This window comes from Acidimicrobiales bacterium (assembly GCA_016794585.1).
Taxonomy (GTDB): domain Bacteria; phylum Actinomycetota; class Acidimicrobiia; order Acidimicrobiales; family DATDAH01; genus JAEUJM01.
This window is the reverse complement of the sequence record JAEUJM010000043.1, coordinates 96,459-120,397: the sequence shown is the minus strand read 5'-3', so window position 1 is coordinate 120,397 and position 23,939 is coordinate 96,459. Positions and strand designations below refer to the sequence as shown.

Sequence of the window (23,939 nt, the reverse complement as noted above, 5' to 3'; positions counted from 1 at the left end):
GCGCTCCCGGTGACGCGCCCGAACATCCTGTTCATCACGCTCGACCAGTTCCGGGCGGACTCGCTGTCGTGCGCGGGCCACCCGGTCGTGCGCACCCCGAACCTCGATCGGCTCGCGGCGGAGGGCGTCCGCTTCGCGAACCACTACTCGCAGGCGGCGCCCTGCAGCCCGGGGCGTGCGGCGCTGTACACGGGCACGTACCAGATGAACAACCGGGTGGTCAGCAACGGCACGCCCTTGGACAGCCGCTTCGACAACCTGGCCCTCGCCGCCCGCCGGGCCGGGTATCGGCCGGCGCTGTTCGGATACACCGACCAGGGGATCGACCCTCGGCTGGCCTCTGGTCCCGACGATCCCCGCCTCGACACCTACGAGGGTGTGCTGGCCGGGTTCGATCCGGTGCTCCACCTTCCCACCGAGGTGGTCCCGTGGCTCACGTGGCTGGCCGAGCTGGGCTACGACGTCCCGGACAACCCGGACGCCGCCCTGTCGTCCGAGCCCGACCGACCTGCCGAGCACGGTGTCTCCGCGTTCCTGGCCGACCGTCTCATCGCGTGGATCGAGGAGCAGGCCGCCGGGGGTGCACCGTGGTTCGCCCACGCATCGTTCCTGCGCCCGCACCCGCCCTACGCCGCCGCCGGCCACTGGGCGACCGCGTACGACCCCGCCGACGTCCCCTTGCCGGTGCCGCCGGCCGACGACCGCCACCCGTTGCACGACCACATGCTCGAGCACCCGTTCCTCGGTGCGCCTGCCGACGAGGCGGCCATCCGGGCCCTCCGGGCGCAGTACTACGGCATGATCAGCGACGTCGACCATCAGGTGGGCCGGCTCCGAGCGGCGCTGGAGCGCCTGGGTCAGTGGGACGACACCGTCGTGGTCGTCACCGCAGACCACGGCGAACAGCTCGGTGACCAGGGCCTCATCGAGAAGGCGGGCTTCTTCGAGGCCAGCTACCGCGTCGTGTCCATCTGGCGCGACCCCCACCGCCAGGGAGGGCAGGGGACCGTCGTCGAGCGCTTCACCGAGAACGTGGACGTGTTCCCCTCGCTGTGCGACGCGATGGGCATCGACGTGCCCGCGCAATGCGACGGGGTGCCGCTGACGCCGTTCCTCGACGGCGAGGAGCCGCCCTGGTGGCGGACCGCCGCGTTCTACGAGTGGGACTGGCGCGACGTCGTGCTGGCGTTCCGCGAGTTCCCCTGGCCGTGGGATCGACGGCCCGAGACCTACCACCTGGCCGTACGCCGCAGCGAAGAGCGCGCCTACGTCCACTTCGGTGACGGTGGGTGGCGTTGCTTCGACCTCGCCGCGGACCCGACCTGGCGCACCGAGATCCGCGATCCCGAGGTCGTCCTCGGCGAAGCTCAGGCCATGCTCGAGTGGCGCATGAACCACCTCGACCGCACCATGACCGGTCTGCTGCTGCTGGATGGCGGCACCGGACGGTTCCCACCCGAGCACCCAGCCATGCAGCCGCGGGCGTCGGCGTCGCTGTCGACCTCGGGGTCGACGGAGGCCGTGGATGGAGCCTGACACCCTCGGGGCGGCCGCCGCCGCCCTCCGGGCGGGCACCACCAGCTCGCGCGAGCTCGTCGAGCGCGCCCTCGCTCGTGCCGATGCCCGCGCCGAGCTGAACGTGGTCGCCCACCTCGACCGCGACGGTGCGCTCACGCTCGCCGGAGCCCGTGACGCGCAGCTCGCCGCCGGGGAGGTCGTGGGCCCGCTCCACGGTCTGCCCATCACCGTCAAGGACCTGTTCGTGGTGGACGGGTTCCCGCTCCGGGCGGGCACCCGTGCGCCGCTGCCCGACCTCGGAGGGCAGGGCACGGCGGTCACCCGCCTCCGCGATGCCGGCGCCATCGTGGTCGCCACCGTCAATCTGCACGAGGTCGCCTACGGCATCACCGGTGAGAACCAGTGGACCGGCCACGTCGCCAATCCCGTCGACCCCCAACGTCAGGCCGGCGGGTCGAGCAGCGGGTCGGCCGCCGCCGTGGCGGCCGGCATCGGTCTGGCCTCACTCGGGACGGACACCGGGGGGTCCATACGGGTTCCGGCCAGCCACTGCGGCGTCGTCGGCTTCAAGCCGACCACCGGACGCGTCCCGCTCGACGGTGCGCTCCCACTGAGCCTCACGTGCGACCACGCCGGGCCGCTGGTCCGGTCGGTCGACGATGCCGCCTTGTTCACCGCGGTGCTCTCGGGCACGTCGCCGGCGCCGCTCCTGCCCCGCATGCCGGCGCGGTTCGCGGTGCCGTTGGGGTTCCTCCGTGGTCGTCTCTCCCGGCCGGTCCGCCACGCCTTCGAGGGCTGGCTGGACGTGGCCCGGCGGTCCGGTGTCGACGTCGTGGACCTCGATCTGCCGGGCATCGAGGACGCCCTCGACATCTTCCGGGCGATCCAGGCGCCGGAGGCCGCCAGGGTGCACGCCTCGGCGCTGGCGACCAACCCGGACGGGTTCTCGCCGACGGTGCGCGCCCAGCTCGAGGCGGGGATCGAGGCGGAGGCGACCGCCGAGACGGACGCCCGCACCGCGCGCGCCGAGCTGGCGGACGCCCTCGACGCGGCCGTGGGCCGCGTCGACGCGTTGGTCCTGCCCGCGACGCCCGTGCCGGCGCCGCTCCAGGGGAGCGAAGCGGTCGAGCTGGAGTCGGGGCCGGCACCGCTGCGCCCGAGCCTCCTCGCGCTCACGGCGCCGTTCTCGCTGACAGGGCTCCCCGTGCTCTGCCTCCCGTTCGCCCGGATCGAGGGGTTACCCGTGGGGGTGCAGGTGGTCGGCCGTCGCGGCAGCGACGACCACGTGCTGGCCGTCGGCGCCTGGTTGGCGTCCGGCCGCCGCTGAACGGCGGCGATCAGACCTCGTCGAGCCAGACGGGGGCGCGGTCGAGCAGGTACTGGCTGACCGCCAGGCAGCGGTCGAGCACCTCGCAGAGCAGCTCCTGGCCGAGGAAGACCTTGGCGAGGGAGACCTCGATGCGGGCGACGATGGCGAGGCTGCGCTCGGGGGCGTCGGTCACCGCCGCGAAGGAGTCGATGGCGGAGACCTCGAGGGGGAGGTCCGGCCCTCCCACGCCGGCGAGCTCGGTGGCGAGCACGAGCAGGTCGGGGCCCATCGGCAACGGCGGGAGCGCCCAGGTGAAGAGCATCGGGAAGTGGAACTCGTCCGGGGGCTCGTCGGTCTCGGGGAGCTCGAGCACCTTGTCCTCGAAAGACAGCAGGACCCTTGGGTCGACCTCGAGGGAGAGGTGCAGGTCGAGCGGGCCGCCGCATGCCTCCTCGGGATGGAGGTCGACCTCCCACGCCTGGCGCAGCGAGTAGGACTCGACGAAATGGCGCTCGTCGTGGACGTGGAAGCCGTGGTCCACGGCGTGGTCCTTCAGGTCGGCGATGAAACCAGCGACGTCGATGGCGGCCACGTCCCTAGCCTGCCACGGAGGTGCGACATTGCGGACATGGGAGCACAGGTGGACGACGACGAGCTGAGAGCACTGCTTCGAGCGGCTGCGGATGCGGTGGCCGATGCGCTGGCCCCGTTGGCGGACTGGGGCCCCTCCGGTGAGCGGCTCGGGCAGTACCGCAGCGACCTCGTCGCCGACGCCGCGGTCCACGCGGTGCTCGCACGCGCCGGGGTGGGGGTGTTGAGTGAGGAATCGGGCGCCCGGGGCCTCGATGCCCGGGTGGTCGTGGTCGTCGATCCTCTCGACGGCTCCACGAACGCCTCCCGGCGGCTGCCCTGGTACGCGACGAGCCTCTGCGCCGTCGACGCCGACGGCCCGAGGGCGTCCCTGGTCCGCAACCTCGTCAGCGGTCGCACCTATGAGGCGCAGCGAGGTGGCGGGGCCCTCGTCGACGGTGAGGCGCTCGCCCCCACGGGGTGCACCGATCTCGGCGATGCCGTGGTCGGGCTCTCGGGGCTTCCTCCTCGCCACCTGGGATGGCGTCAGTTCCGGGCGATGGGGGCGGTGGCCCTCGATCTCTGCGCGGTGGCCGACGGCACCCTCGACGCGTTCGTGGACTGCTCGCCCGACGCCCATGGGGCGTGGGACTACCTCGGGGCCCTCCTGGTGTGTCGGGAGGCCGGTGTCCCGGTGGTCGACGCCGTCGACCGTGAGCTCGTGGTCCTCGACCATGCCGCCCGACGGACGCCGGTGGCCGCGGCGACGCCGGCCCTGCTCGATGCGCTCGTCGAGGCCCGCAGGTCGTTCGGCGGGGCGCCGCCCGTATCCTGAGCCGGTGCCCGACCGTCTGCACCGCTTCGCCCTGCGGTGCTACCAGCGACTCCCCGTCCTCGGCCGGCGCTGGGTGGTGCGCACGATCGCGCCTTCCTACACCGTCGGCGCCATGTGCATCATCGAACGACACGACGGTGCGCTCCTGTTGATCCGCCACAGCTACCGGAGCCGCTGGGGAGTCCCGGGTGGGCTGCTGAACCGGCGGGAGGACCCCGCCGTCGCCGCTCGTCGCGAGGTGCGGGAGGAGGTCGGTCTCGAGGTCGACCTCTGGGGCGAGCCTGCCGTGGTGGTGGACGCCGTGCCGCAGCGCGTCGACCTGGTGTACCGGGCCCGGCTCAGCGCCGGAGCCGCGCTCGACGACGTCCGACCGGTGTCCGCGGAGATCGCCGAGGCGCGCTGGTTCCCCCCTGATGCGCTGCCCGAGCTCCAGCACGAGACCACGACCGCACTGATGGCGCTGGCCCGCACGGACCGGGATGGGATGGACCGCGGCCTGCGCGGCGGCGAGGTGGCCTGAGCCCCGACGCCGCGCCGGCCCGCGGCCCAGCGGTCAGGGCACGTTCGCCGTGGCGTCGCAGGTGTTGTCGGCGACATCGGTGCCCGAGTCGCCGAAGCAGCCGTCCGAGCCCAAGCCGCCGCTGAGGCGGTCGTTGCCGGTGCCGCCGCTGAGGCGGTCGATGCCGGCGTCGCCGAACAAGCGGTCGTTGCCGGCGTCGCCGAAGAGCACGTCGTTGCCGCTGCCGCCATGGACCTGGTCGTTCTGGTTGCCGCCCTTGACCACGTCGTTGCCGGTGCCGCCCTTGACGACGTCGTCGCCGTCGTCGCCGTCGACCCGGTCGTCGCCGGCGCCGCCGTCGGCGCGGTCCGCACCGCCACCACCCTTGAGGAGGTCGACGCCGCCTCCGCCGGTCAGGACGTCGGCCCCCGCGTTGCCGATGAGGACGTCGTTGTCGGAGCCGCCGTGGATGGTGTCGTTGCCTTCGTCGCCGTAGAGCTGGTCACGACCGGCGCCACCGTCGATGTCGTCGTTGCCGCCGTAGCCGCGCACGAAGTCGTTGCCGTCACCGGCAACGACGGTGTCCGAGCCGCCACGGGCGTAGATCTCGTCGTTGCCCGGCCCGCCGTCGATGGTGTCGTCTCCCACCCACGAGTCGATGTAGTCGTTGCCGCCGCCGCCGTTGATGACATCGGCCCCTGGGTTGGAGGTGGCGAAGTCGAGGTCACCGAGCAGGTAGTCGGACCCGAACCCGCCCGTGATGGTGTCCGCGCCGTTCATGCCGACGATGAGGTCAGCGCCAGCGCCGCCGTCGATGATGTCGTCACCGCCGAGGGCGCAGATGGCGTCGTCGCCGCCGAGGCTGTTGATGACGTCTGGCCCCGGCGTGCCGAGGATCACGTCGTCGCCCTCGGTGGGCACGTCGCCCTCGGCCAGCGAGATGTTCACCGGGTTCGGTCCGCAGAACGGTGCCTTGACCGTCACGCTGATCTGGTTCGACGCGAGCAGCGGGGTCTGGGCCGTGTCGACCGCGGCGGTGTTCTTCCAGCTGCCCACGTCGGCCAGCACCGGGATGTAGGTGCAGTCGATGGTGATGCTCGCTCCGGCCGCCAGGTCGGCGACCGGTCCGGCGCAGTCCGGCGCCTTGAAGTCGACGATCACGATGCCGGTGAGGGTCTGGTTGCCGGTGTTCTCCAGCTCCAGGTGGAGGTCGATCTCCTCGGTGACGAACACGGAGGTCTGGTCGACCGTCTGGGCGATGGTGATGGCGGGCGCCGCAGCGACGACGGTGCTGGACACCTCGTTGCTGACCACGGCGGTCGTCTCGTTGGAGTCCACGGACGCGCTGTTGGCGAAGGTGCCGACGTCGCCCGGGGTCGTGGTGTAGGTGCAGTCCACCGTGGTCGTGGCCCCGGCGGCGAGGTCGGCCACGGGGCCGTCGCAGTCGGGTGCCGCGGCGTCGGTGACCGCGAGGCCGGTGAGCGTGCGGTTACCGGTGTTCTCGAGCTCGAGGTGGTAGTCGAGGTCCTCGCCTGCGACCACCTCGCTCTGGTCGACCGTCAGGGTGGCGGTCAGCCCGAAGGACTCCGCCGTGACGGTGACGTCCACCTGGTTGGAGTCGACCGAGGTGGTCTGGTCGGACACCGCCGACGCCACGTTGCTGACCGTACCGACGTCGCCCGCGTCGGTGGTGTAGGTGCAGTCGATGGTCGTGCCGGCGTCAGGGGCCAGGGCACCGACGGCGCTGTCGCAACCGGGCGCCACCGGGTCGGTGACCGTCACCCCCGTCAGGGGCTGGTTGCCGCTGTTCGTGACCTCGACGTGGAAGTGGATGTCATCGCCCGCGATCACGCTCGTCTCGTCTGCCGTCTTCGTGACGGTCAGCTCGGACAGGGGGGCCTCGACGGTGGTGTTCACCGTCTCGGACAGCGCCAGGGCCCCTTCGTTCGAGGTGACCACCGCGGCGTTGCTGTAGGTGCCGACGTCGTCGGGGTCGACCGTGGTGTACGAGCAGTCGACGACGACGTCCTCGGCGGGCGCGAGGTCTGCCACCGGGCCCGCGCAGTCCGGCGCCTTCGGATCGATGATGGTGACGCCGGTGAGGGTGACGTCGCCCGTGTTGGTGACCGTGAGGTGGTAGTCGATCGGGTCGCCGGCGACCACGGTGGCCTGGTCGGCGACCTTCGTGATGGTGAGCGCTGGGTTACCCGCCTCGGGGGCGCCCTGCGCACCGGCGGGCGGCGACGTGGCGATGAGGGCAGCGGCCAGTGCCGTTGCGGTCAGTGACGCAACGACCACGCTGCGTCGCAATGTCCGGGACGGATGTGGCATTGGGACGTTCCCCTCGGTGGCGAGAACCGGAGGGTAGCCGACGCTCCGGAGGCGCTGGCGGCAACCACGCGAGGGTCGGTGGGGACAAGGGCTAGCGTGGCCGACCCGGGCGCTTAGCTCAGTCTGGTCAGAGCACCTCCCTTACAAGGAGGGGGTCGGGGGTTCGAGTCCCTCAGCGCCCACCGGGGACGGGTGACGTCCGGGTCGATCGCCGCGGCCGACCGCCCCGGGCGTTCGGTTGCGGTGAGGAGGCCCGCGCATAGTCGCCGGTGGTCCGGGTAAGGCCGGGGTCGTGTGTGGGATCGCGGGCGAGGTGCGCAGGGCGGGGGAGCGCGCCGATGTGGCCGCCGTCGACGCCATGGCCACTCGTCTCGAGTCCCGCGGGCCCGATGGATCGGGGGTGTGGGCGAGCGGGCCGATCGCGTTCGCCCACCGGCGACTGGCGATCATCGACCTGTCGGAGGCGGCGGCGCAGCCGTTCCACCGCTCGGACCTGGGCCTCACGGTCACCTTCAACGGGTGCATCTACAACTACGAGGCGCTGCGGGCCGAGCTCGTGGCCGGTGGCTACACGTTCTCGTCGCACGGCGACACCGAGGTCATCCTGGCCGGCTACCACCGCTGGGGAACGGCGGTGGTGGATCGGCTCGTCGGCATGTTCGCCTTCGCCGTCGCCGAGCGCGACAGCGGGCGCGTGGTGCTGGCCCGCGACCGCCTCGGCATCAAGCCCTTGTACCTCGCCGACGTCGATGGCGCCCTGCGTTTCGCCTCCACCCTCCCTGCCCTCGTCGCGGGCGGCGGCGTCGACACCAGCATCGACCCCGTCGCGCTCCACCACTACCTTTCGCTGCACTCGGTCGTGCCCGCCCCACGCACGATCCTCACCGGCGTCCGGCGCCTCGACGCCGGCACGGTCATGACGGTCGAGCCCGACGGCGGTCGATCGACCCACCGGTACTGGGAGGCGGCGCGCCGGCGCCGTGACGACCTGGTCGACCTCTCGGCCGACGAGTGGCGGGACGCCCTCGGCGCGTCGCTACGGCAGGCGGTCCGCCGCCGTCTGGTCGCCGATGTCCCGGTCGGGGTCCTCCTGTCGGGCGGCCTCGACTCGAGCCTCATCGTGGGGCTCTTGGCCGAGCTCGGCCAGGACCGGCTGTCCACCTTCAGCATCGGCTTCGAATCGGCCGGCGAGATCGAGGGCGACGAGTTCCGCTACTCCGACGTCGTGGCGGAGCGTTTCGACACCGATCACCACCGCCTGCGCATCCCCACCGATGATCTCGTCCCCGCCCTGCGTGACGCGATCGGAGCCATGAGCGAGCCGATGGTGAGCCACGACGTCGTGGCGTTCTCCCTGCTCTCGCAGGTCGTCTCCCGGCACGTGAAGGTGGTGCAGTCGGGCCAGGGCGCCGACGAGGTCTTCGCCGGGTACCACTGGTACCCGCCGCTGGTCGACGCCGACGACGACGGAGCGTCCGCCTATCGGGAAGGGTTCGTGGACCGCCCGCACGCGGCGATGTCCGACCTCGTGGACGGGGACTGGCTCGCCGATCACGACGTGACCGGCGAGCTGATCGACGCCCACTTCGCGCGGCCCGGCGCCGACACGGCGGTCGACCGAGCCCTGCGCCTCGACACCGAGGTGATGCTGGTGGAGGACCCGGTGAAGCGCGTGGACAACATGACGATGGCCTGGGGCCTCGAGGCCCGGGTGCCCTTCCTCGACCACGACCTCGTCGAGCTGGCCGGTGCCTGCCCGCCTGAGCTGCTGCTGGACCAAGGCGGCAAAGGTGTCTTGAAGGAGGTGGCCCGCCAGGTGATCCCGCAGGAGGTGATCGACCGGCCGAAGGGGTACTTCCCGGTCCCGGCCCTCACCCACCTCGACGGCGAGGTGCTCGAGATGGTCCGGGGCGCGCTCTACGCGCCCGAAGCCAAAGCCCGCGGCCTGTTCCGACCGGATGCCGTCGACCGCCTGCTCCAGGACCCCAACGCCGCACTCACGCCGCTCGGTGGCAACCCGTTGTGGCAGATCGGGCTGCTCGAGCTGTGGCTCCAGCGCCAGGGCATCCGATGACGGCCGCATCCTCCACCGCCGGTCCGACCGCCGCCGGGGCTGAGGTCGCCCTCGAGTGTGGGTGGGGCCGGGTCGTGTTCGGCCAGACCTTCACCGACCACGACCGCATCGCCGCCGCCATGGCCGACGAGCGGGCGGGCCAGCGCGACATCTGCCTCTACGCCGAGGACGCCCATGTCCTCGCCAGTCGGCATCCGCACGCGCTCTTCATCGATCCGTCGTTCACCTACCGGCTCGATCTCGGCGCGCACCGTCGGTCCCGCACCGAGGTGGCGGGGGTGACGATCCGCGAGCTGCAGGCGGACTCGGAGGACGACGCCCACGCGGTCAACCACGTCTACGCGCGGTGCGGGATGGTGACGGCCGACGTCGACACGATCCGCGCCAACCAGCGCACCCCGGTGTTCCACTACCTCGTGGCCGTGGACGACGCCTCAGGCGCCGTGGTCGGCACGGTGACCGGTATCGACCACCGCGAAGCGTTCGGGGATCCCGGGAACGGGACGAGCCTCTGGTGCCTCGCCGTGGACCCGCAGGCGGTGTTCCCCGGCGTCGGCGAGGCGCTCGTCGTGGAACTGGCGGCGCTCTTCGCTGACGCCGGCCGATCGATGCTCGATCTCTCGGTGCTGCACGACAACGGGCCCGCCATCGCCTTGTACGACAAGCTCGGGTTCCGCCCGGTGCCGGTGCTCTGCCTGAAGCGCAAGAACCCGATCAACGAGCCGCTCTTCGTGCGCACGATCGACGAGGTCCAGGCGCTCAACCCCTACGCCCGCATCGTGGCCGACGAGGCGGCCCGGCGGGGGATCACCGTCGAGGTGCTCGACGCCGAAGGCGGGTACCTGCGGCTGTCGCACGGTGGTCGGACCATCGTCACCCGTGAGTCGCTGTCCGAGCTGACCACCGCGGTGGCCATGAGCCGCTGCGACGACAAGCGGGTCACTCGCCGTGTGGTGAGCAGCGCCGGCATCCGGGTTCCCGAAGGGCGCGTGGCCACCGAGGGCCCCGAGGACGTGGCCTTCCTCGAACGCTGTGGGCGCCTCGTGGCGAAGCCGGCCCGTGGCGAGCAGGGCCAAGGCGTCACCGTCGGCATCGACCGTCCCGATGCCCTGGCCACCGCGATCGACCATGCCCGCAGCTTCGACACCCAGGTGCTGCTCGAGGAGTACGTCGCCGGTCTCGACCTGCGGCTGGTGGTCATCGACGACGCCGTCGTCGCGGCGGCGGTGCGTCGGCCCGCGACCGTGGTGGGAAACGGAGGAGCTACGGTGGCCGACCTCATCGAGGCCCAGAGCCGGCGTCGGGGCGCGGCCACGGGTGGCGAGTCCTCGATCCCCATCGATGGTGACACCCTCGAGGCCCTGGCGGCCGCGGGCTACGGGCTCGACGACGTGCCGCCGGCGGGCGCCGAGGTGGAGGTCCGGCGTACGGCCAACCTGCACACCGGCGGCACCATCGAGGACGTCACCGACCGGGTCCACCCGAGCCTCGTCGACGTGGCCATCCGTGCCGCCCAGGCCATCGCCATCCCGGTGACCGGCATCGACCTGATCGTGCCCGATGTCGCGGGCCCGGAGTACGCGCTGATCGAGGCCAACGAGCGGCCCGGCCTCGCCAACCACGAGCCCCAACCAACCGCCGAGTGCTTCGTCGACCTGTTGTTCCCCGGCACCTCGCCGCTACCGCGCCATTGGGAGCCCGATGCCGGGACGACCGGACGGATGCACACCGCCGGCGCCGACCGGTGACCGGGATGGCCTCAGAGCGGCCGGCGGGCGGTGGCCCCCTGCCGTTCGACCGCTCCTATCTCACCGACCTGCTGGTGGATCTGCTGCGGACGCCTAGCCCGTCGGGCCGCACCGATCAGGCCATCCAGCTGGTCGGGGACCGACTGACCGACCTCGGCTTCGAGATCGTGGTCACTCGGCGCGGCGCACTGCGGGTCGAGTGGGGCGCTCCGCGCGAGCACCACACGCGCCGCGCGCTCATCGCGCACATCGACACCCTCGGTGCGACCGTCAAGGAGCTGAAGGGGAACGGGCGGCTCGCCGTCGTCCCCATCGGCACCTACAGCCCTCGTGTGGCCGAGGGAGCACGCGTGACCCTCTTCACCGACGGCACCGACCGGGCGCCGCTGACGGGCACGATCCTGCCGTTGAAAGCGTCAGGGCACCGCTACCACCGTGAGGTCGACACCCAGCCGTCGGCCTGGGACAACCTCGAGGTGCGGGTGGACGAACGGGTGGACGACGCCGATGGCCTCGCCACGCTCGGCCTCCGTGTGGGCGACCACATCGCGGTCGACTCGGTGCCGGTCGTGACGCCGTCGGGCTTCGTCAACGCCCGCCACCTCGACGACAAGGCCGGCGTGGCCGCCGTGCTCACGGCCCTCAAGGCGCTGCGCGACGCCGAGGTCGAGCCGACGGTGGCGTGTCAGGTGCTGATCACCATCTCCGAGGAGGTGGGGCACGGCGCATCCAACGGCCTCGACGACGACGTGGCCGAGCTCGTCGCGGTCGACAACGCCGTGGTCGCACCCGGGCAGCAGTCGAGGGAGGATCGGGTCACCATCGCCACCCAGGACCTCCACGGCCCGTTCGACTACCACCTCACCCGCCACCTCATCGAGCTGTGCCGCGCCCACGGGATCCGCCATTGCCGCGACGTGTTCGACTTCTACCGCTCGGACGCGGCGGCCGCGCTCGAGGCGGGGATGGCGACACGTGCTGCCCTCGTGGGCGTGCCCGTCGACGCCAGCCACGCCTGGGAGCGCACGCACCTCGACGGTGTCGCATCGGTGGTGCAGCTCCTCGTCGCCTACCTCCGAAGCGAGCTCACCTTCACCCACTGGGACCGGGCGCCGGTCGGCCCTCTCGAGGAGTTCCCCTCCACCAGCGTGCAGCCCGCGCCGCTCCAGCCGCCGCGCTGAAGCCGGCGGTTGCCGTCACGTCGAGCCTCTGCTCTGCTGTGCGGCATGGACGGGGAGGAACGCGGCGTCGTCGAGCGCAGCGGCCGCCAGGTCGGCTGGTCGCGTGTCGGAGCCGGTCCACCGTTGGTGCTGCTCAACGGCTACGCGGCGACGGCGGCCGACTGGGACCCGGTCTTCCTCGGCGCCCTCGCCGACGGCTTCGAGGTGGTGCTGCCCGACCACCGGGGGATGGGCACGTCCACCTGGGGCGACGACGACGAGCCGTTGTCCGTCGCGTCGATGGCCGCCGACGTCGCAGCGGTGATGGACGCCCTGGGCCTCTCGTCGGCGCCGGTCGTGGGGTGGTCGATGGGTGGTTTCGTGGCGCAGACCCTGGCGTCGCACGCTCCCGAGCGCATCGAAGCACTGGCCCTCCTCGGGACCGATCCCGGTGGCCCGTCGGCCGTCGCGGCCGACCCGGCGGTCTGGGCGCGCCTGACCGACGCCTCGGGCTCGCCACGAGAGCAGGCCTCCCGGCTTCTCGGTGTGCTCTTCCCGGCGGCGTTGGCCGCGCAGCTCGACGAGCAGGTCGGACCGCTGGTGGCGGAGGGCCGGGAGGCGCTCGACCACCGGGTGCTGCGGGCCCAGGAGGCGGCCATGGACGCGTGGCACGCCGCGACGCCGCCGCCCGCCCCGTCGCTGCCCACACTGGTCGCCTGCGGCGCGCTCGACGTCGTCATCCCTGCGGCCAACGCCCCACTGCTGGCCGAGCGCTGGCAGGCGCCGACCGCCACCGCCTTCGAGGACTGCGGGCACGCCTTCATGGCCCAGGTCCCGGACGTCCTCGCCGCCCAGATCAAGGAGCACCTGTCCCCGTGAACGACGACCTCGACGCCAACAAGGCCCTCGTCCGCCGCTTCTACGCCGAGGCCATCAACGAGCGCGACCTCGGTGCCGTGGATCGACTGCTCACCGCGGACTTCACCCACGACGGCGAGCAGCGCGGGCACGACGGTCAGCGGGTCGCCGTGGCCGCCTTCCTCGACGCCTTCCCGGACCTCCGCAACGAGATCCTGCTCATCCTCGCCGAGGGCGACCTGGTCGCGGCACACCAGCGCTGGAGTGGCACCCACTCGGGGCCGTTCGCCGGGGTGGAGGCGACCGGTCGGTCCGTCACCTTCACCTCCACGGCGGTGCTGCGGATCGCCGACGGGCTCATCGCGGAGGCATGGGATCAGGTCGACGTCGCCGGCCTGATGGCCCAGCTCAGCGCCCCCTGACCCGGGTGGTCTCGGCGTCGTTCGGGTTCTGCCAGACTCCCGGCCGTGACGACCTCGGACGACCTGCTCTCGCCGATCGAGCCCCTGGCGGCGGACGCCGTCGCGGACTGGGATGACACCGCCGACGTGGTCGTGGTCGGGCTCGGGTGCGCCGGCGCCTGCGCAGCGATCGAGGCGGCGGAGGCCGGGGCCAGCGTGGTGGTGCTGGAGGCGGCCGCGTTCGGCGGCGGCACCTCGGCCCTGTCGGGTGGGCTGATCTACCTCGGCGGGGGTACGCCGGTGCAGGAGGCCTGCGGCTTCGAGGACTCGCCCGACAACATGGCCCGCTTCCTGAGGAAGGCCTGCGGCCCCGGTGTCGACGAGGCCAAGGTGACCGCCTATTGCGACGACAGCGTGGGGCACTTCCACTGGCTCGTGGACCATGGCGTCCCCTTCGAGGGGCGGTACCACCCCGAGCACGACCGCGAGCCGCCGGACACCTCCGGCCTCGTGTTCAGCGGCGGGGAGGACTCCTGGCCGTTCAACGAGGTGGCCACCCCGGCCGCGCGCGGGCACCACCCGGCGCATCCGGACGCCGCCGGCGGATTCCTCATGCAGCGGCTCCTGGCCGCCGTGGATGCGGCAGGCGTGCGGGTGGTCACGGAGGCCACCGTCGAGCGCCTCGTCGTACGCGACGGCGCCGTGGTCGGGATCGAGGCCATGGTCGAAGGCGACCTGCGCCGCGTCCAGGCCGAACGTGGCGTGGTGCTCACCGCCGGCGGCTTCATGTTCAACCGCGCCATGGTCGAACGCCACTGCGCGGCCGCGCTGCGCTGCAACGTCCCCATCGGCACCGAGCACGACGACGGCCGGGCCATCCGCATGGCGGCGGGCGCCGGCGCGGCCGTGGAGGGTCTGGACCGCATCGAGGTGGGCATCCCGCTGGCGCCGCCCCGCAGCATCGTGCGGGGGATCATCGTGAACGGCCAGGGCGAACGCTTCATGAACGAGGACACCTACGCCGGCCGCCTCGGCCACGAGTTCCTGCTGCATCAGGACGGCCGGGTGTACTTCGTGCACGACGACGAGACGTTCGCGGTGAACATCGCCGGCTACAAGCCGCGCTGGGTGGCCGAGACCGCGACCGAGCTCGAGGAGGAGATGGGCCTGCCCGCCGGGTCGCTCCAGCGCACCCTCGACGACTACAACCGCCAGGCCGCCGAGGGCCACGATCCCGCCCACCACAAGGCGTCCGAGTTCGTGCAGCCGCTCGAGCCTCCCTACGGCGTCGTCGACCTCAGCGTCGACCGCTCCTGGTACGCCACCTTCACGCTCGGTGGCCTGGTCACGGATCCCGACGGTGTCGTGGCCACAGCCGAGGGCGGCGAGGTGCCCGGCCTCTTCGCCGCGGGTCGAACGACCGTCGGCATCGCCGTCGGCGGGTACGTCAGCGGGATCTCGCTGGGCGACGGCACCTACTTCGGACGTCGCGCCGGGCGCGCCGCGGCAGGCCCGCGACACTGATCCCCGATCCGGGTCCGCGTCGCACGCACGTTCGCGCCGGGTCCACGGTGGCGTGGTGGTGAAGGTGGTGTGGTGGCCACCACGATGGCCCCGGACTGGGACGACACCGGGTGGGCCTCAGGGTGAGGGCGACGCCGCTACCGGGAGGCCTGAGGCCAGGGGCATGGTGGTGAGCGGGTCGACGTCGACGTCGCCGCTGGTCAGCGCCCCCGGGCCGGCGTCGAGGTGGCCGTGGGTCATCGAGGCGACGCCGCGGCGCACCGCGGGGTCGGCGACGGCCACGGCGGTCACGCGGCCGTGTGCGGACGTGAGGCGCACCGAGGTGGCGCCTTCGGTGAGGTCATCCGGGTGGAGGCGCACGACGGGGACGTCGGCGCCGGCGCCGTAGGGCACCGAGTTGCTCCACGCCGGCTCTCGTCGGGGGGCGAGCAGCAGCGCATCCGTCGCACCCGCGGACGGGGTCGCCGCACTGAGCGCCTGCAAGCGGGACAGCAGCGGAGCGGGGGCGATGCTCCAGCGTCCCTCAGGGAGCAGGTCGTCGTGGACCCACCCGTGCTCCACCTCGGTGGTGACCCCGTGGGGACCGGCGGAGAACACGGCGGCGCCGTCGAGGGTGCTGTGGCCCAGGATCCCGTGCAGGTAGAGCTCGTCGGTGAGCAGGTCGGGGTCGACGCCCCCCGGCGTCGGCCGGCCGAGGGCACGATCGAGGGCGGCGAACATCCACCAGACCGGGCGTCGGTCGGCGACGGGAGCCACCACGGCCGTGGTCGCCTGGAGGCCGGGGCGGACCGCGGTCAGCTCCGCGAGCGTGAGGTCCGCCCGTTCGAGCTGTCCGGTGGCAGGCAGGACGTGGGTGGCGAGCTCGGTCATCGGGCCCTCGGTCACGTCCACCACGGCGAGGACGTCGAGGCGACGCAGTGCCGCCCGCAGGCGCTCGGGCTGCGGGAACGCGGAGAGCGGGTTGCCGCCGGTCACGAGGAGGGCACGCACGTGGCCCGCTTCGATCTCGTCCACGAGCGCGGCGCAGGCGATCTGCCCCAGCACACGCGGGAGCTCGGGGCGGCTGCGGGCGGGGCCCGGCGGTGGGGGAGCGTCGGGGGACGGTGCCGGGCGGCGCCGCAGCTGGTGGATGGCCCCACGGTGGAAGTACATGCCCGTGGGGTTGTCCAGGGAGCCCGTGGCGATCAGGAGCACCCACCGGAGCCACTCGGCGATGACGCCGTCCGGGCTCATGGTGACGCCGGTGCCGCAGTGCATGGCGAGACAGCCGCGGTGGGCGCGGACCTCGGCGATCAGGTCCTCGAGCCGCGCCGGGTCGACGCCGGCGACCGCGGCGGCGCGCTCGACCGTGAACGGGGCGAGTGCCCTGCGGAGCGCCTCGACCTCGTCGGGACGGCAGTGGTCGGTGAGCTCCCGCTCGTCGGCGCCATCGTCGAGGACGGCCCGGGCCATCGCCGCGAGGACGGCGACGTCGGCTCCCGGTCGCACCGGAAGGTGGGCGTCGGCGTGGCGGGCGGTCTCGCTCGCCCGGGGGTCCAGCACCCAGACCCGCCCGCCCGCAGCGCGGAACGCGCGCAGCCGCCCGATGGGGTCGGGCAGGGCCGTGCCGTAGCCGTGGGACACGACCGGGTTGGTCCCGACGAGGACGGCCAACCCCGGCCGGGTCGGATCCCACACCGGGTTGAGCATCGGCTCGCCCGCCACGAGCTCGGCGGCCACGAGGACGGGGGCGTTGTCCACGGTGACCGCGGTGACGAACGAGGAGCTGCCGATCGAGGGCAGCCACTGCGCGGCCGCGACCTGCCCGGCGGCGTCGTAGGCGAGGCCGGTGGCCAGGTAGAGGGCGACCGCATCGGGGTCGTCGGCGATGATCGGGCCGAGGCGGCCGGCGAGGTCGGCCAGCAGTTCGTCCCACGACACCGGCCGCTCCCCGAGCCGGGGTTGGTCGAGCCGCCCGGGACCGTGGTGCCAGGCCGGCAGTCCCCGGCCCTTCCCGCACACGTAGCCCCGGGACACGGGGTGGTCGGCGTCGCCGCGGACGCGCTGCACCCGGTCACCGTCGACGGTGACCACGATGCCGCACGCCGCGGCGCAGATCCGGCAGTAGGAGCGGTGATCGGGCACGGGTGCGCCCGGGGGCGTCAGCCCTCGTCGCCCTCGGCGTCGTCGCCGGCCTCGAGCTCGTCGGTCCCGTACACCGTCTCGGTGACTTCGATCTCGTCGATGGTGCCGTCGCCGTCCAGGTCGACGCCGGTGGCCACGATCTCCTCGACGGCGTCGAAGGTGCCGTCGCCGTCGATGTCGATGGCCGTCGTGGTGGTCTCCTGGACGATGTCGGGGACGCCGTCGCCGTCCACGTCGATGGCGGTGGTGGTGACCTCCTGGATCACGTCGGTCTGCCCGTCGCCGTCGAGGTCGTAGATGGTGGTCTCGGTCGAGGTGATGATGTCGGGCTCGCCGTCGCCGTCCACGTCGATCACCGTGGTCGACGTCTCGGTCACGATGTCGTCGAAGCCGTCACCATCCACGTCCTTCGAGACGGTCTCGGTGACGTTGACGCCGTCGAGCTCGCCGTCCCCGTCCAGGTCGATGCCCGAGACGACGATGTCGGGGTCGTTGTCCTGCTCGCTCATGTACGTCAGCCTCTCGGTCCTCGGAGCGGCCGTCCCGCCCCGTTTTGCGCCAGGGTAGGCGCAAGCGGTCACCCCAGGGGGAAGCCGACCACCGACTCGAGTGCCGTGATCGCCTCGTCGGGGTCCACCACCTTGATGGTGGTCATGCCCATGGCCTTCGCGGGCTTGAGGTTGATGCCGAGGTCGTCGAGGAAGACGGCCTCCGTCGGCTCGATGCCGAGGCGCTCGCAGGCGACCTCGTAGAACCGGGGGTCGGGCTTGCGCACGCCGACCTTGCTGGACTCGACGACGGCGTCGAACAACGCGAGCACCTCCGCCATCTCGTCCTCACGGTCGACGTGGCCGTGGCCGTCGTCGGGGTCCGCCGCCACGACGAAGTTGTTCGTCAACAGGCCGGTGACGAGCCGCTCGGAGCAGCGCCGCACCGCTTCGACCATGCGGGGCCGCAGCCGCCCCTGGAGCAGGGCCAGCACGTCACCGCCGTCGACCTCGTGGCCGAGGGCCTTCGACTCGGCCGCGAAGCGTCGCCCGAACTCCTCGAGGCTCACCTCGCTGCGCTCGAGGGCGGCCCAGGCGTTGGTGTCCGGGTCGGTGGCGTTGACGGTGCGGAGGAAGTCCTCGGGCAGCCCGCGCTCGCGCTCGAACGCAGCGAAGGCCTCGAACGGCGAGGACAGGATGACCCCGCCGAAGTCGAAGAGCGCGGCGCGGATCACGGGTGACGCCGCAGAGGGGGGAGCAGGTCCATATCGTCATTGTCCTATGTCTGCTGCGCCCAGCTCGACCGCCCCCAAGATCACCCTCGTCGGCGCCGGCGGGATGGCCTTCGGGCCCACGATGGTCAACGACGTCATCAAGACCCCTGAGCTGGCCGGAAGCCGCCTGGTGCTCCACGACGTCAACCAGGAGCGGCTCCTGCGGGCTTACCGGTTCGCGGCCAAGCTCAACGCTGCGTCCGGCGCCCCGGTCATCCTCGACCACACCACCGACGCCGCCGCCGCGCTCGACGGCGCCGACTTCGTGATGAGCAGCGCCGAGTTCGGCCGCTTCCACTACCGGCGCCAGGACTACGAGGTGCCCAACCGTCACGGCGCCCGCCAGATCAACGGTGAGAACGGCGGCCCCGGCGCGGTGTTCCACTCGCTGCGCAGCGTGAAGAACACGCTCGGCATCTGCGCGGACATCGAGCGCCACTGCCCCGACACACTCCTGATCAACCTGTCGAACCCACTGAGTCGGGTCGCCCTGGCCATCGACCGCCACACGGAGGTCCGGTCGGTGAGCATGTGTCACGAGATGCCCAACGGCGTCTCGCGCCTCGCCAAGTTCCTGCGCCGTGACCGACACGACATCGAGGCCGAGGCCTCCGGCATCAACCACTTCACGTTCTTCACGACGATGCGCGACCGTCGCACCGGCGAGGACCTCCTCCCCGAGGTGCGCCGCCTCTTCGCCAAGAGGGCGTTCGACTACGGCCCCCGCTCCATCGACGCGGCCAGGCGCATGGGGGGCATCGGACCGCTGGGCGCCCTCGTGGACGAGCTCTACATGCCCTTGGTGGTGCACCTGGTCCGTGAGTACGGACTCGTGCCCTGCTCCATCGACAGCCACATCGGCGAGTACCTGCCGTTCACCGCCGACGTCGCCGAGTGGTACCCCTCACGCGTGGACGTGATGGAGCGCTTCAGCGACTTCACCGAGCGCCTCAGCACCTGGGTGGCCGACACCCACCTGCCGTTGCCCCTGCACCGGGTCGGCCACAGCGCCGAGGAGGTGATCCCGATCATCGCCGCGGTCTGGACGTCCACGCCGACCCGGCTGATGGCCGTGAACGTCCCCAACCACGGCAACGTCCCCGACATCGCCGACGGGGCCATCGTCGAGGTCGGGGCCACGGTCGACGGGGCGGGTGTCCACCCGGACGTCGTGGCGCCGGTGGGCGAGCCGCTGGCGGGCTGGATCGCACCCCAGATCGAGCTCCAGGAGATGATCGTCGAGGCCACCGTCACGGGTGACCGGGAGCTGGCCTTCCGCGCCCTTCTCGAGGATCCGCTCTCGCCCGACGACCCGGCGGCCTGCCGGGCCATGTTCGACGAGCTGTGCGAGCTCCAGGCGGAGCAACTGCCCTTCTGAAGGCGACGCGGCGCGCCAGGAGCGCCCGGCGCTCGTCAGCTGTGGGCGCGGTGACCCACCACGACGCAGCCCTCGTCGGCCCACCCGTCTTCGTCGCGGAGGGCGACCAGCGCAAGACGGAACTCCTCGTCGCCACACGAGGTGTGGGCGTCGACCTGGTTCGTGTCGCGGTGCACCACCACGTAGTCCTTCATCAGGCCGAAGCGGACGGTGAGGAGGTCGCGCAGGTCCGAGACCGGACGACCCACGAAGTCGCCCTCGGGCACCCCGAAGAGGTCGTCGGGCGCCGGCGTGCAGGCCCGGATCACGTCGTCGGGGCCCACGGTGATGACGTGCACGGGGGCCTCGGAGAACTCGCCGATCGTGGCGAGGGCGGCGGTGGCGTCATGGGGGCCGTCGCCCTGGCGCGGCAGGTCGAGGATCTCGTAGGCAGAGGCCGCCCACTCCGCGTCGTCGCCTCCACCGCCGCCTCCGCTCTCGACCCAGTGGGCGATGCGGGCGAGCTCCTGCTCCCAGACGGGGAGGTTGCGACCGAGACGCGGGGCGACCGTCGGCGCCTGCGACCGGAGGAGGTCGAGCACCGCCTGCATCTCGTCCCGCGGGAGCCGGGCGATGCTGCAGTGCCCCGGGTGGTGCACGACGCTCACGTTGACGGGGATGTCCCGTTCGTCGGCGAACAGCAGCAGGTCGGCGAACTCGTGCGCGTTCTGGACCATCAGGCAGTGGTTGATCATCACCGTGGTGCCGCGCCGGCGGGCGTAGTCGCAGAAGCGGTCGACGTTGGCCAGCACGGCGTCGATGTCCGCTCCGACGCGGATGGCCTCGTAGGTCTCCTCCTTCACGCCGTCGAGGGAGAACACGAAGCTGAACGCCAGCTGGTCGAGGGCGCGTTCGACCCGGTCGTTCCACTGGGTGGCGTTGGTCACCACGACCACGGGCAGCTCGGGGGCGACCTCGGCGATCAGGTCCCAGGCCCGGAAGTTCTCGGCGCCGAGGAAGGGCTCGCCGCCGGCGAACTGGACCTGGTGGAGGTGGGGGAGGAACGCGGTGAGGTCCTCGAAGAACTCGTCCCCGTAGACCGCCGGCAGCGGGGCCCGGTGCTCTCGATGGATCCGGATCGACGACGACAGGTCGCCGTTGCACTGGATGCACTGGAGGTTGCAGCTGTTGGAGAGGTTGAATTCGAAGAAGGTGGGCCAGGCGCCGCTGGCGGGGTCCTCGGTGAGGTGTGTGGCCCGAGCGTCGAAGCCTGCGGGGTACGAGCCTTCGCGGCCCTCCTGCGCGACCTCGATGCCGCAGCCCTGGCACCCGAGGGACCAGTCGTCCTGCGCGAGCGCGGCGACCAGCTCGCGACGGCGTTCCCCGGTCCAGAGATCGCGGAGCCGGTCGGTGCCGATGTTCCCCAGAGGGAAGCGCACGTTGCGACAGCACGCTCGGACGTCCCCGTTGGGGTCGAAGTACAGCTGGACCGACGGGGCGGCGCAGGCCGAGTGGGGTCGGACGGCGAGGGCGCGCATGGCGGGGCGGAGTCTACCGATGCGCTCCCGGCCGCCGAGGCCCGAGCGGTGGCGGAGGCGCCGGCCCCGACGTGTCAGCCGGGGGTGATGCGCAGGATGGCGTTGTCGCTGGAGTCCGACGTGGTCAGGTAGAGCGCGCCGTCAGGGCCCTGGGTCGGCGTGCGCAGGCGGCCGTGGGTGCCGTCCAGCTCGGCCGGGATCTCCTGGCGGACGTAGGTCCCGTCGCGCGTGAAGAACATGACGTGCAGTTGGCTGTCCTTGAGGGCGGCGACCGCGAGCGCGCCCTCCCAGGTGCCCCACGCGCCGCCGGTCAGGAAGTGGGCCCCGCTCCAGGCGTTGGTGGGGTTGCCCGACGAGCGGTTGGCCACGAGGGACCCCGGGTGCCGGGTGAGGTCGGTCATCGGGCGGCTCTCGTCGTAGAACAGCGGCCCGGAGAGGGGCACGGGGTCGTAGCCGTAGTTGGCCCCCGGCCGGAGGCGGTTCACCTCGTCGTCCCGGAAGGTCCCGTGCTCGACGGACCACATCTGGCGGGTGCCGGTCCGCCACGCGAGGCCCTGCACGTTGCGGTGGCCGTAGTTGTAGACGCGTGGGTCCGTGGTCGGGTCGGTGTCGCCCACGAACGGGTTGTCGGGTGCCGCCGCGCCGGTCACGGCGTCGATGCGCAGCACCTTGCCCCCCAACGAGGCGCGGTCCTGGGGCACCGTCGGGGACGCGACGTCGCCCGTGCCGATCCACAGGTACCCGTCGGGCCCGAAGCGAAGCCGGCATCCGCTGTGGCGACCCGGCGACGGCGCGCTCGGGGGTGCCACCGGCAAACCTCCGAGCAGGGGGTCGGCCACGCGGGTGGCCGTCGTGTACCCGACGTCCACCTGCCACGCCACGACCTGGATGTCGTAGGCCGCTCCGGCCTGTTGGCCCTGGCAGGTGTAGAAGCGGCGGTTCGTGGCGAACGCCGGGTCCACTGCGAGGCCGAGCACCCCGCCCTCGCCCACGGCGTACACGTCGCTCTGGTCGGCCACGAGCTGGCGCACCGTGCCGTCGGGCAGGCGGACGTCGAGGTCGCCGGACCGCTCGTCGAAGAGGAGCGCCCCGTCGGGGGTGAAGGCGAGGTCCCAGGGCACGCCGATGCTGCCGTCGGGCAGATCGCCGTCGCTGATGAAGGTCTCGACGGTCAGGGTGGGGCGTCGACTCGACGTCCACACCTGGTCGGGCCTCGGTCCCTGCCGGTGCCAGACGATGTCGGCGCCGGTGCTGGCGTCGAAGTCGCCCACGACTCCCGCGAAGCTCCCACCGCGCTCCTCGATGCTGGTGGCGAACGAGCCGCGCGTCCCGGTCCCACGCCACAGCGGGTCGGCGGCCGCCCCTTCGGCGTACCACAGGACGTCGGTCCGCACGTCGGTGCCCGAAGGGTGGAAGTTGGCCGCGACGGGCCGGTACGGGCCGTCGATCGAGACCGTGGCGGGGGAGAAGGCCCGCGAGGCGTTGCCGTACCAGACCCGGTCGGGAGCGGCGCCGTAGCCGAACCAGAACACGTCGTCGCGTCCATCCCCGTCGAAGTCGCCGGTGAACGGCCGGTACGTGCCGTTGACCGTGACGGTCGCCTTCGTGAAGGTGCCGTCCGGGTTGCCGTACCGCACGGAGTCGCCCGCAGGTCCGGCCCGGTACCAGAGCACGTCGTCGCGGCCGTCCCCGTCGAGGTCGCCCACCAGCGCCTTCGCGTCGTCGGGCGCCGTCGTGGACCCGGTGTCGAAGGTCTCGTCGGGCTGGCCGAGGTCCAGTCGGTCCGCTCCGTCGGCGTACCACAGGACGTCGTCGTTGCCGTCGCCGTTGAAGTCGCCGACCGCCGGTCGGGCGCCGTCGGGCGTCGACAGGGCGTGGTCGACGAAGGTGCGGTTGCCCCGCCCCGCGGCGAGGACGTCCGTGCCGGGCCCGTACCAGACGAGGTCCTCGCGGCCGTCCCCGTCGAAGTCTCCGGCCACCGCCTTCTGGTCCTCGGGCGCCGTGAGGGCGACGGTCGTGAACGCGGCCGACGGGCCGCCGAAGGCCACCTCGTCCGTCCCGCCGCCGTACCAGGCGATGTCGTCTGCGCCGTCGCCGTCGAAGTCGCCGGCCACCGGCCGGCGGTCGCCGCCGAGTGGGGCCGAGACCCGGGTGAACGAGACGGCCGGGGGAGGTGCCGGGGCCGTCCCGCTGGACACCGCGGCCACCGGTTGCGGGAGCGTGGCCCCGGCGATGGCCACGAGCGTCCCGGCGACCAGCAGCGCACGGACGCGGGCCGCCGGGAGGGTCACCCGGTGCCGGGGACGGGCTCGGGGACGATGTCCCCGCACATGCTGGGATCGGGACAGGTGGTGGCTGCCGGGATGTCGCCGCACATCTCGCCATCGGCACACTCGCCGTCGGTCCTGATCTCGCCGCACATGCCCACGTCGCCGCAGTCGTCCGAGGGCACGATCTCCCCGCACATCTCGGCGTCACTGCAGTCGGTGGGCGCGATGTCGGCGTTGTCGGCGGACTCGGGGACGGCTGCGGCGGTCGTCGGTGGCGCCGTGGTGGCGGTGGGACCGACGGTCGTCGACGGGGAAGGCGCCGCGTCGGCCACGAGGGCGACCCCCTCGCCGACCGGCCGGGCCGGAGCGGGCCCGGCGACGGCCGCGACCGTCGCGCCCGCGGCGACGAGGACCACCACGATGGCCGCCACGACGGCCATCCGACGGCGGCGGGACCGCGGCGCGCCTACGTCCCCCGAGCGGGGGTCACGCCGTCGGGGAGCGACCTCGTCGAGGGTCAACGCCTCCGGGGCGTCCCGGGGTGGGTCCTGGCTGGCCATGG

19 protein-coding genes and 1 tRNA gene are annotated in these 23,939 nt (G+C 72.5%); 12 read left to right on the top strand and 8 right to left on the bottom strand.

The window, feature by feature from the left end; genetic code table 11:
- Positions 1-9 precede the first annotated feature (9 nt).
- Both JNK12_21225 and JNK12_21220 read left to right on the top strand, forming a co-directional pair.
- Positions 10-1,536, top strand: coding sequence for a sulfatase-like hydrolase/transferase (locus JNK12_21225; GenBank protein ID MBL8778473.1), 1,527 nt, complete (start codon positions 10-12; stop codon positions 1,534-1,536).
- Positions 1,526-2,845, top strand: coding sequence for an amidase (locus JNK12_21220; protein MBL8778472.1), 1,320 nt, complete (start codon positions 1,526-1,528; stop codon positions 2,843-2,845). Before JNK12_21225 ends, JNK12_21220 begins: the two co-directional genes overlap by 11 nt.
- Before the next feature lie 10 nt (positions 2,846-2,855).
- Here JNK12_21220 and JNK12_21215 read toward each other — a convergent pair whose 3' ends face one another.
- Positions 2,856-3,392 (bottom strand): hypothetical protein, encoded by a 537-nt coding sequence (locus JNK12_21215; GenBank protein MBL8778471.1) that lies wholly within the window; start codon positions 3,390-3,392, stop codon positions 2,856-2,858.
- 63 nt (positions 3,393-3,455) lie between these two features.
- Here JNK12_21215 and JNK12_21210 point away from each other — a divergent pair, with 63 nt between their 5' ends.
- Together JNK12_21210 and JNK12_21205 are read left to right on the top strand one after the other, a co-directional pair.
- Positions 3,456-4,232 carry an inositol monophosphatase gene (locus JNK12_21210; GenBank protein ID MBL8778470.1) on the top strand — a complete coding sequence of 259 codons (777 nt, stop codon included), beginning with the start codon at positions 3,456-3,458 and terminating at the stop codon, positions 4,230-4,232.
- 4 nt (positions 4,233-4,236) lie between these two features.
- Positions 4,237-4,752, top strand: coding sequence for an NUDIX domain-containing protein (locus JNK12_21205; protein ID MBL8778469.1), 516 nt, complete (start codon positions 4,237-4,239; stop codon positions 4,750-4,752).
- 33 nt (positions 4,753-4,785) lie between these two features.
- On the opposite strand, the gene JNK12_21200 is transcribed toward JNK12_21205, so the two are convergent.
- Positions 4,786-7,029, bottom strand: a complete 2,244-nt coding sequence (locus JNK12_21200) for a DUF11 domain-containing protein (GenBank protein MBL8778468.1) — start codon at positions 7,027-7,029, stop codon at positions 4,786-4,788.
- Positions 7,030-7,169: 140 nt separating this feature from the next.
- Here JNK12_21200 and JNK12_21195 point away from each other — a divergent pair.
- The 7 genes from JNK12_21195 (at position 7,170) to JNK12_21165 (ending at position 14,827) form a co-directional block, all read left to right on the top strand.
- Positions 7,170-7,244: transfer RNA gene (locus tag JNK12_21195), tRNA-Val, on the top strand.
- A gap of 110 nt (positions 7,245-7,354) precedes the next feature.
- On the top strand, positions 7,355-9,136 hold the full coding sequence (locus tag JNK12_21190; protein MBL8778467.1) for an N-acetylglutaminylglutamine amidotransferase: 1,782 nt from the start codon (positions 7,355-7,357) through the stop codon (positions 9,134-9,136).
- On the top strand, positions 9,133-10,884 hold the full coding sequence (gene ngg / locus JNK12_21185) for an N-acetylglutaminylglutamine synthetase (GenBank protein ID MBL8778466.1): 1,752 nt from the start codon (positions 9,133-9,135) through the stop codon (positions 10,882-10,884). The genes JNK12_21190 and ngg overlap by 4 nt, the downstream gene beginning before the upstream one ends.
- A gap of 5 nt (positions 10,885-10,889) precedes the next feature.
- Complete coding sequence (locus JNK12_21180) at positions 10,890-12,065, top strand: osmoprotectant NAGGN system M42 family peptidase (protein MBL8778465.1); 1,176 nt, start codon at positions 10,890-10,892, stop codon at positions 12,063-12,065.
- A gap of 45 nt (positions 12,066-12,110) precedes the next feature.
- Complete coding sequence (locus JNK12_21175) at positions 12,111-12,923, top strand: alpha/beta hydrolase (protein MBL8778464.1); 813 nt, start codon at positions 12,111-12,113, stop codon at positions 12,921-12,923.
- Entirely contained in the window at positions 12,920-13,324 is a 405-nt protein-coding gene (locus JNK12_21170) for an ester cyclase (GenBank protein ID MBL8778463.1), read from the top strand. The genes JNK12_21175 and JNK12_21170 overlap by 4 nt, the downstream gene beginning before the upstream one ends.
- 45 nt (positions 13,325-13,369) lie before the next feature.
- Entirely contained in the window at positions 13,370-14,827 is a 1,458-nt protein-coding gene (locus JNK12_21165; GenBank protein MBL8778462.1) for an FAD-dependent oxidoreductase, read from the top strand.
- Positions 14,828-14,944: 117 nt separating this feature from the next.
- Here JNK12_21165 and JNK12_21160 read toward each other — a convergent pair whose 3' ends face one another.
- The 3 genes from JNK12_21160 to JNK12_21150 form a co-directional block, all read right to left on the bottom strand.
- A complete protein-coding gene (locus tag JNK12_21160) occupies positions 14,945-16,951 on the bottom strand; it encodes a molybdopterin-dependent oxidoreductase (protein ID MBL8778461.1) in 2,007 nt (668 codons plus the stop codon).
- A gap of 17 nt (positions 16,952-16,968) precedes the next feature.
- The gene (locus JNK12_21155; GenBank protein MBL8778460.1) at positions 16,969-17,460 is read right to left on the bottom strand and encodes a hypothetical protein; all 492 of its coding nucleotides are present in this window, start codon (positions 17,458-17,460) and stop codon (positions 16,969-16,971) included.
- A gap of 68 nt (positions 17,461-17,528) precedes the next feature.
- Positions 17,529-18,173: an HAD-IA family hydrolase gene (locus tag JNK12_21150; GenBank protein MBL8778459.1), complete on the bottom strand. Its 645-nt coding sequence runs from the start codon at positions 18,171-18,173 to the stop codon at positions 17,529-17,531.
- 46 nt (positions 18,174-18,219) lie between these two features.
- Between JNK12_21150 and JNK12_21145 the strand changes: the two genes are divergently transcribed.
- Positions 18,220-19,590: a hypothetical protein gene (locus JNK12_21145; GenBank protein ID MBL8778458.1), complete on the top strand. Its 1,371-nt coding sequence runs from the start codon at positions 18,220-18,222 to the stop codon at positions 19,588-19,590.
- A 35-nt stretch (positions 19,591-19,625) separates the two neighbouring features.
- On the opposite strand, the gene JNK12_21140 is transcribed toward JNK12_21145, so the two are convergent.
- From JNK12_21140 to JNK12_21130, 3 genes are all read right to left on the bottom strand, one after another.
- Positions 19,626-21,107 (bottom strand): radical SAM protein, encoded by a 1,482-nt coding sequence (locus tag JNK12_21140; GenBank protein MBL8778457.1) that lies wholly within the window; start codon positions 21,105-21,107, stop codon positions 19,626-19,628.
- Positions 21,108-21,181: 74 nt separating this feature from the next.
- On the bottom strand, positions 21,182-23,398 hold the full coding sequence (locus JNK12_21135; GenBank protein ID MBL8778456.1) for a PQQ-dependent sugar dehydrogenase: 2,217 nt from the start codon (positions 23,396-23,398) through the stop codon (positions 21,182-21,184).
- Positions 23,395-23,937 (bottom strand): hypothetical protein, encoded by a 543-nt coding sequence (locus tag JNK12_21130; GenBank protein MBL8778455.1) that lies wholly within the window; start codon positions 23,935-23,937, stop codon positions 23,395-23,397. The genes JNK12_21135 and JNK12_21130 overlap by 4 nt, the downstream gene beginning before the upstream one ends.
- Positions 23,938-23,939 lie beyond the last annotated feature (2 nt).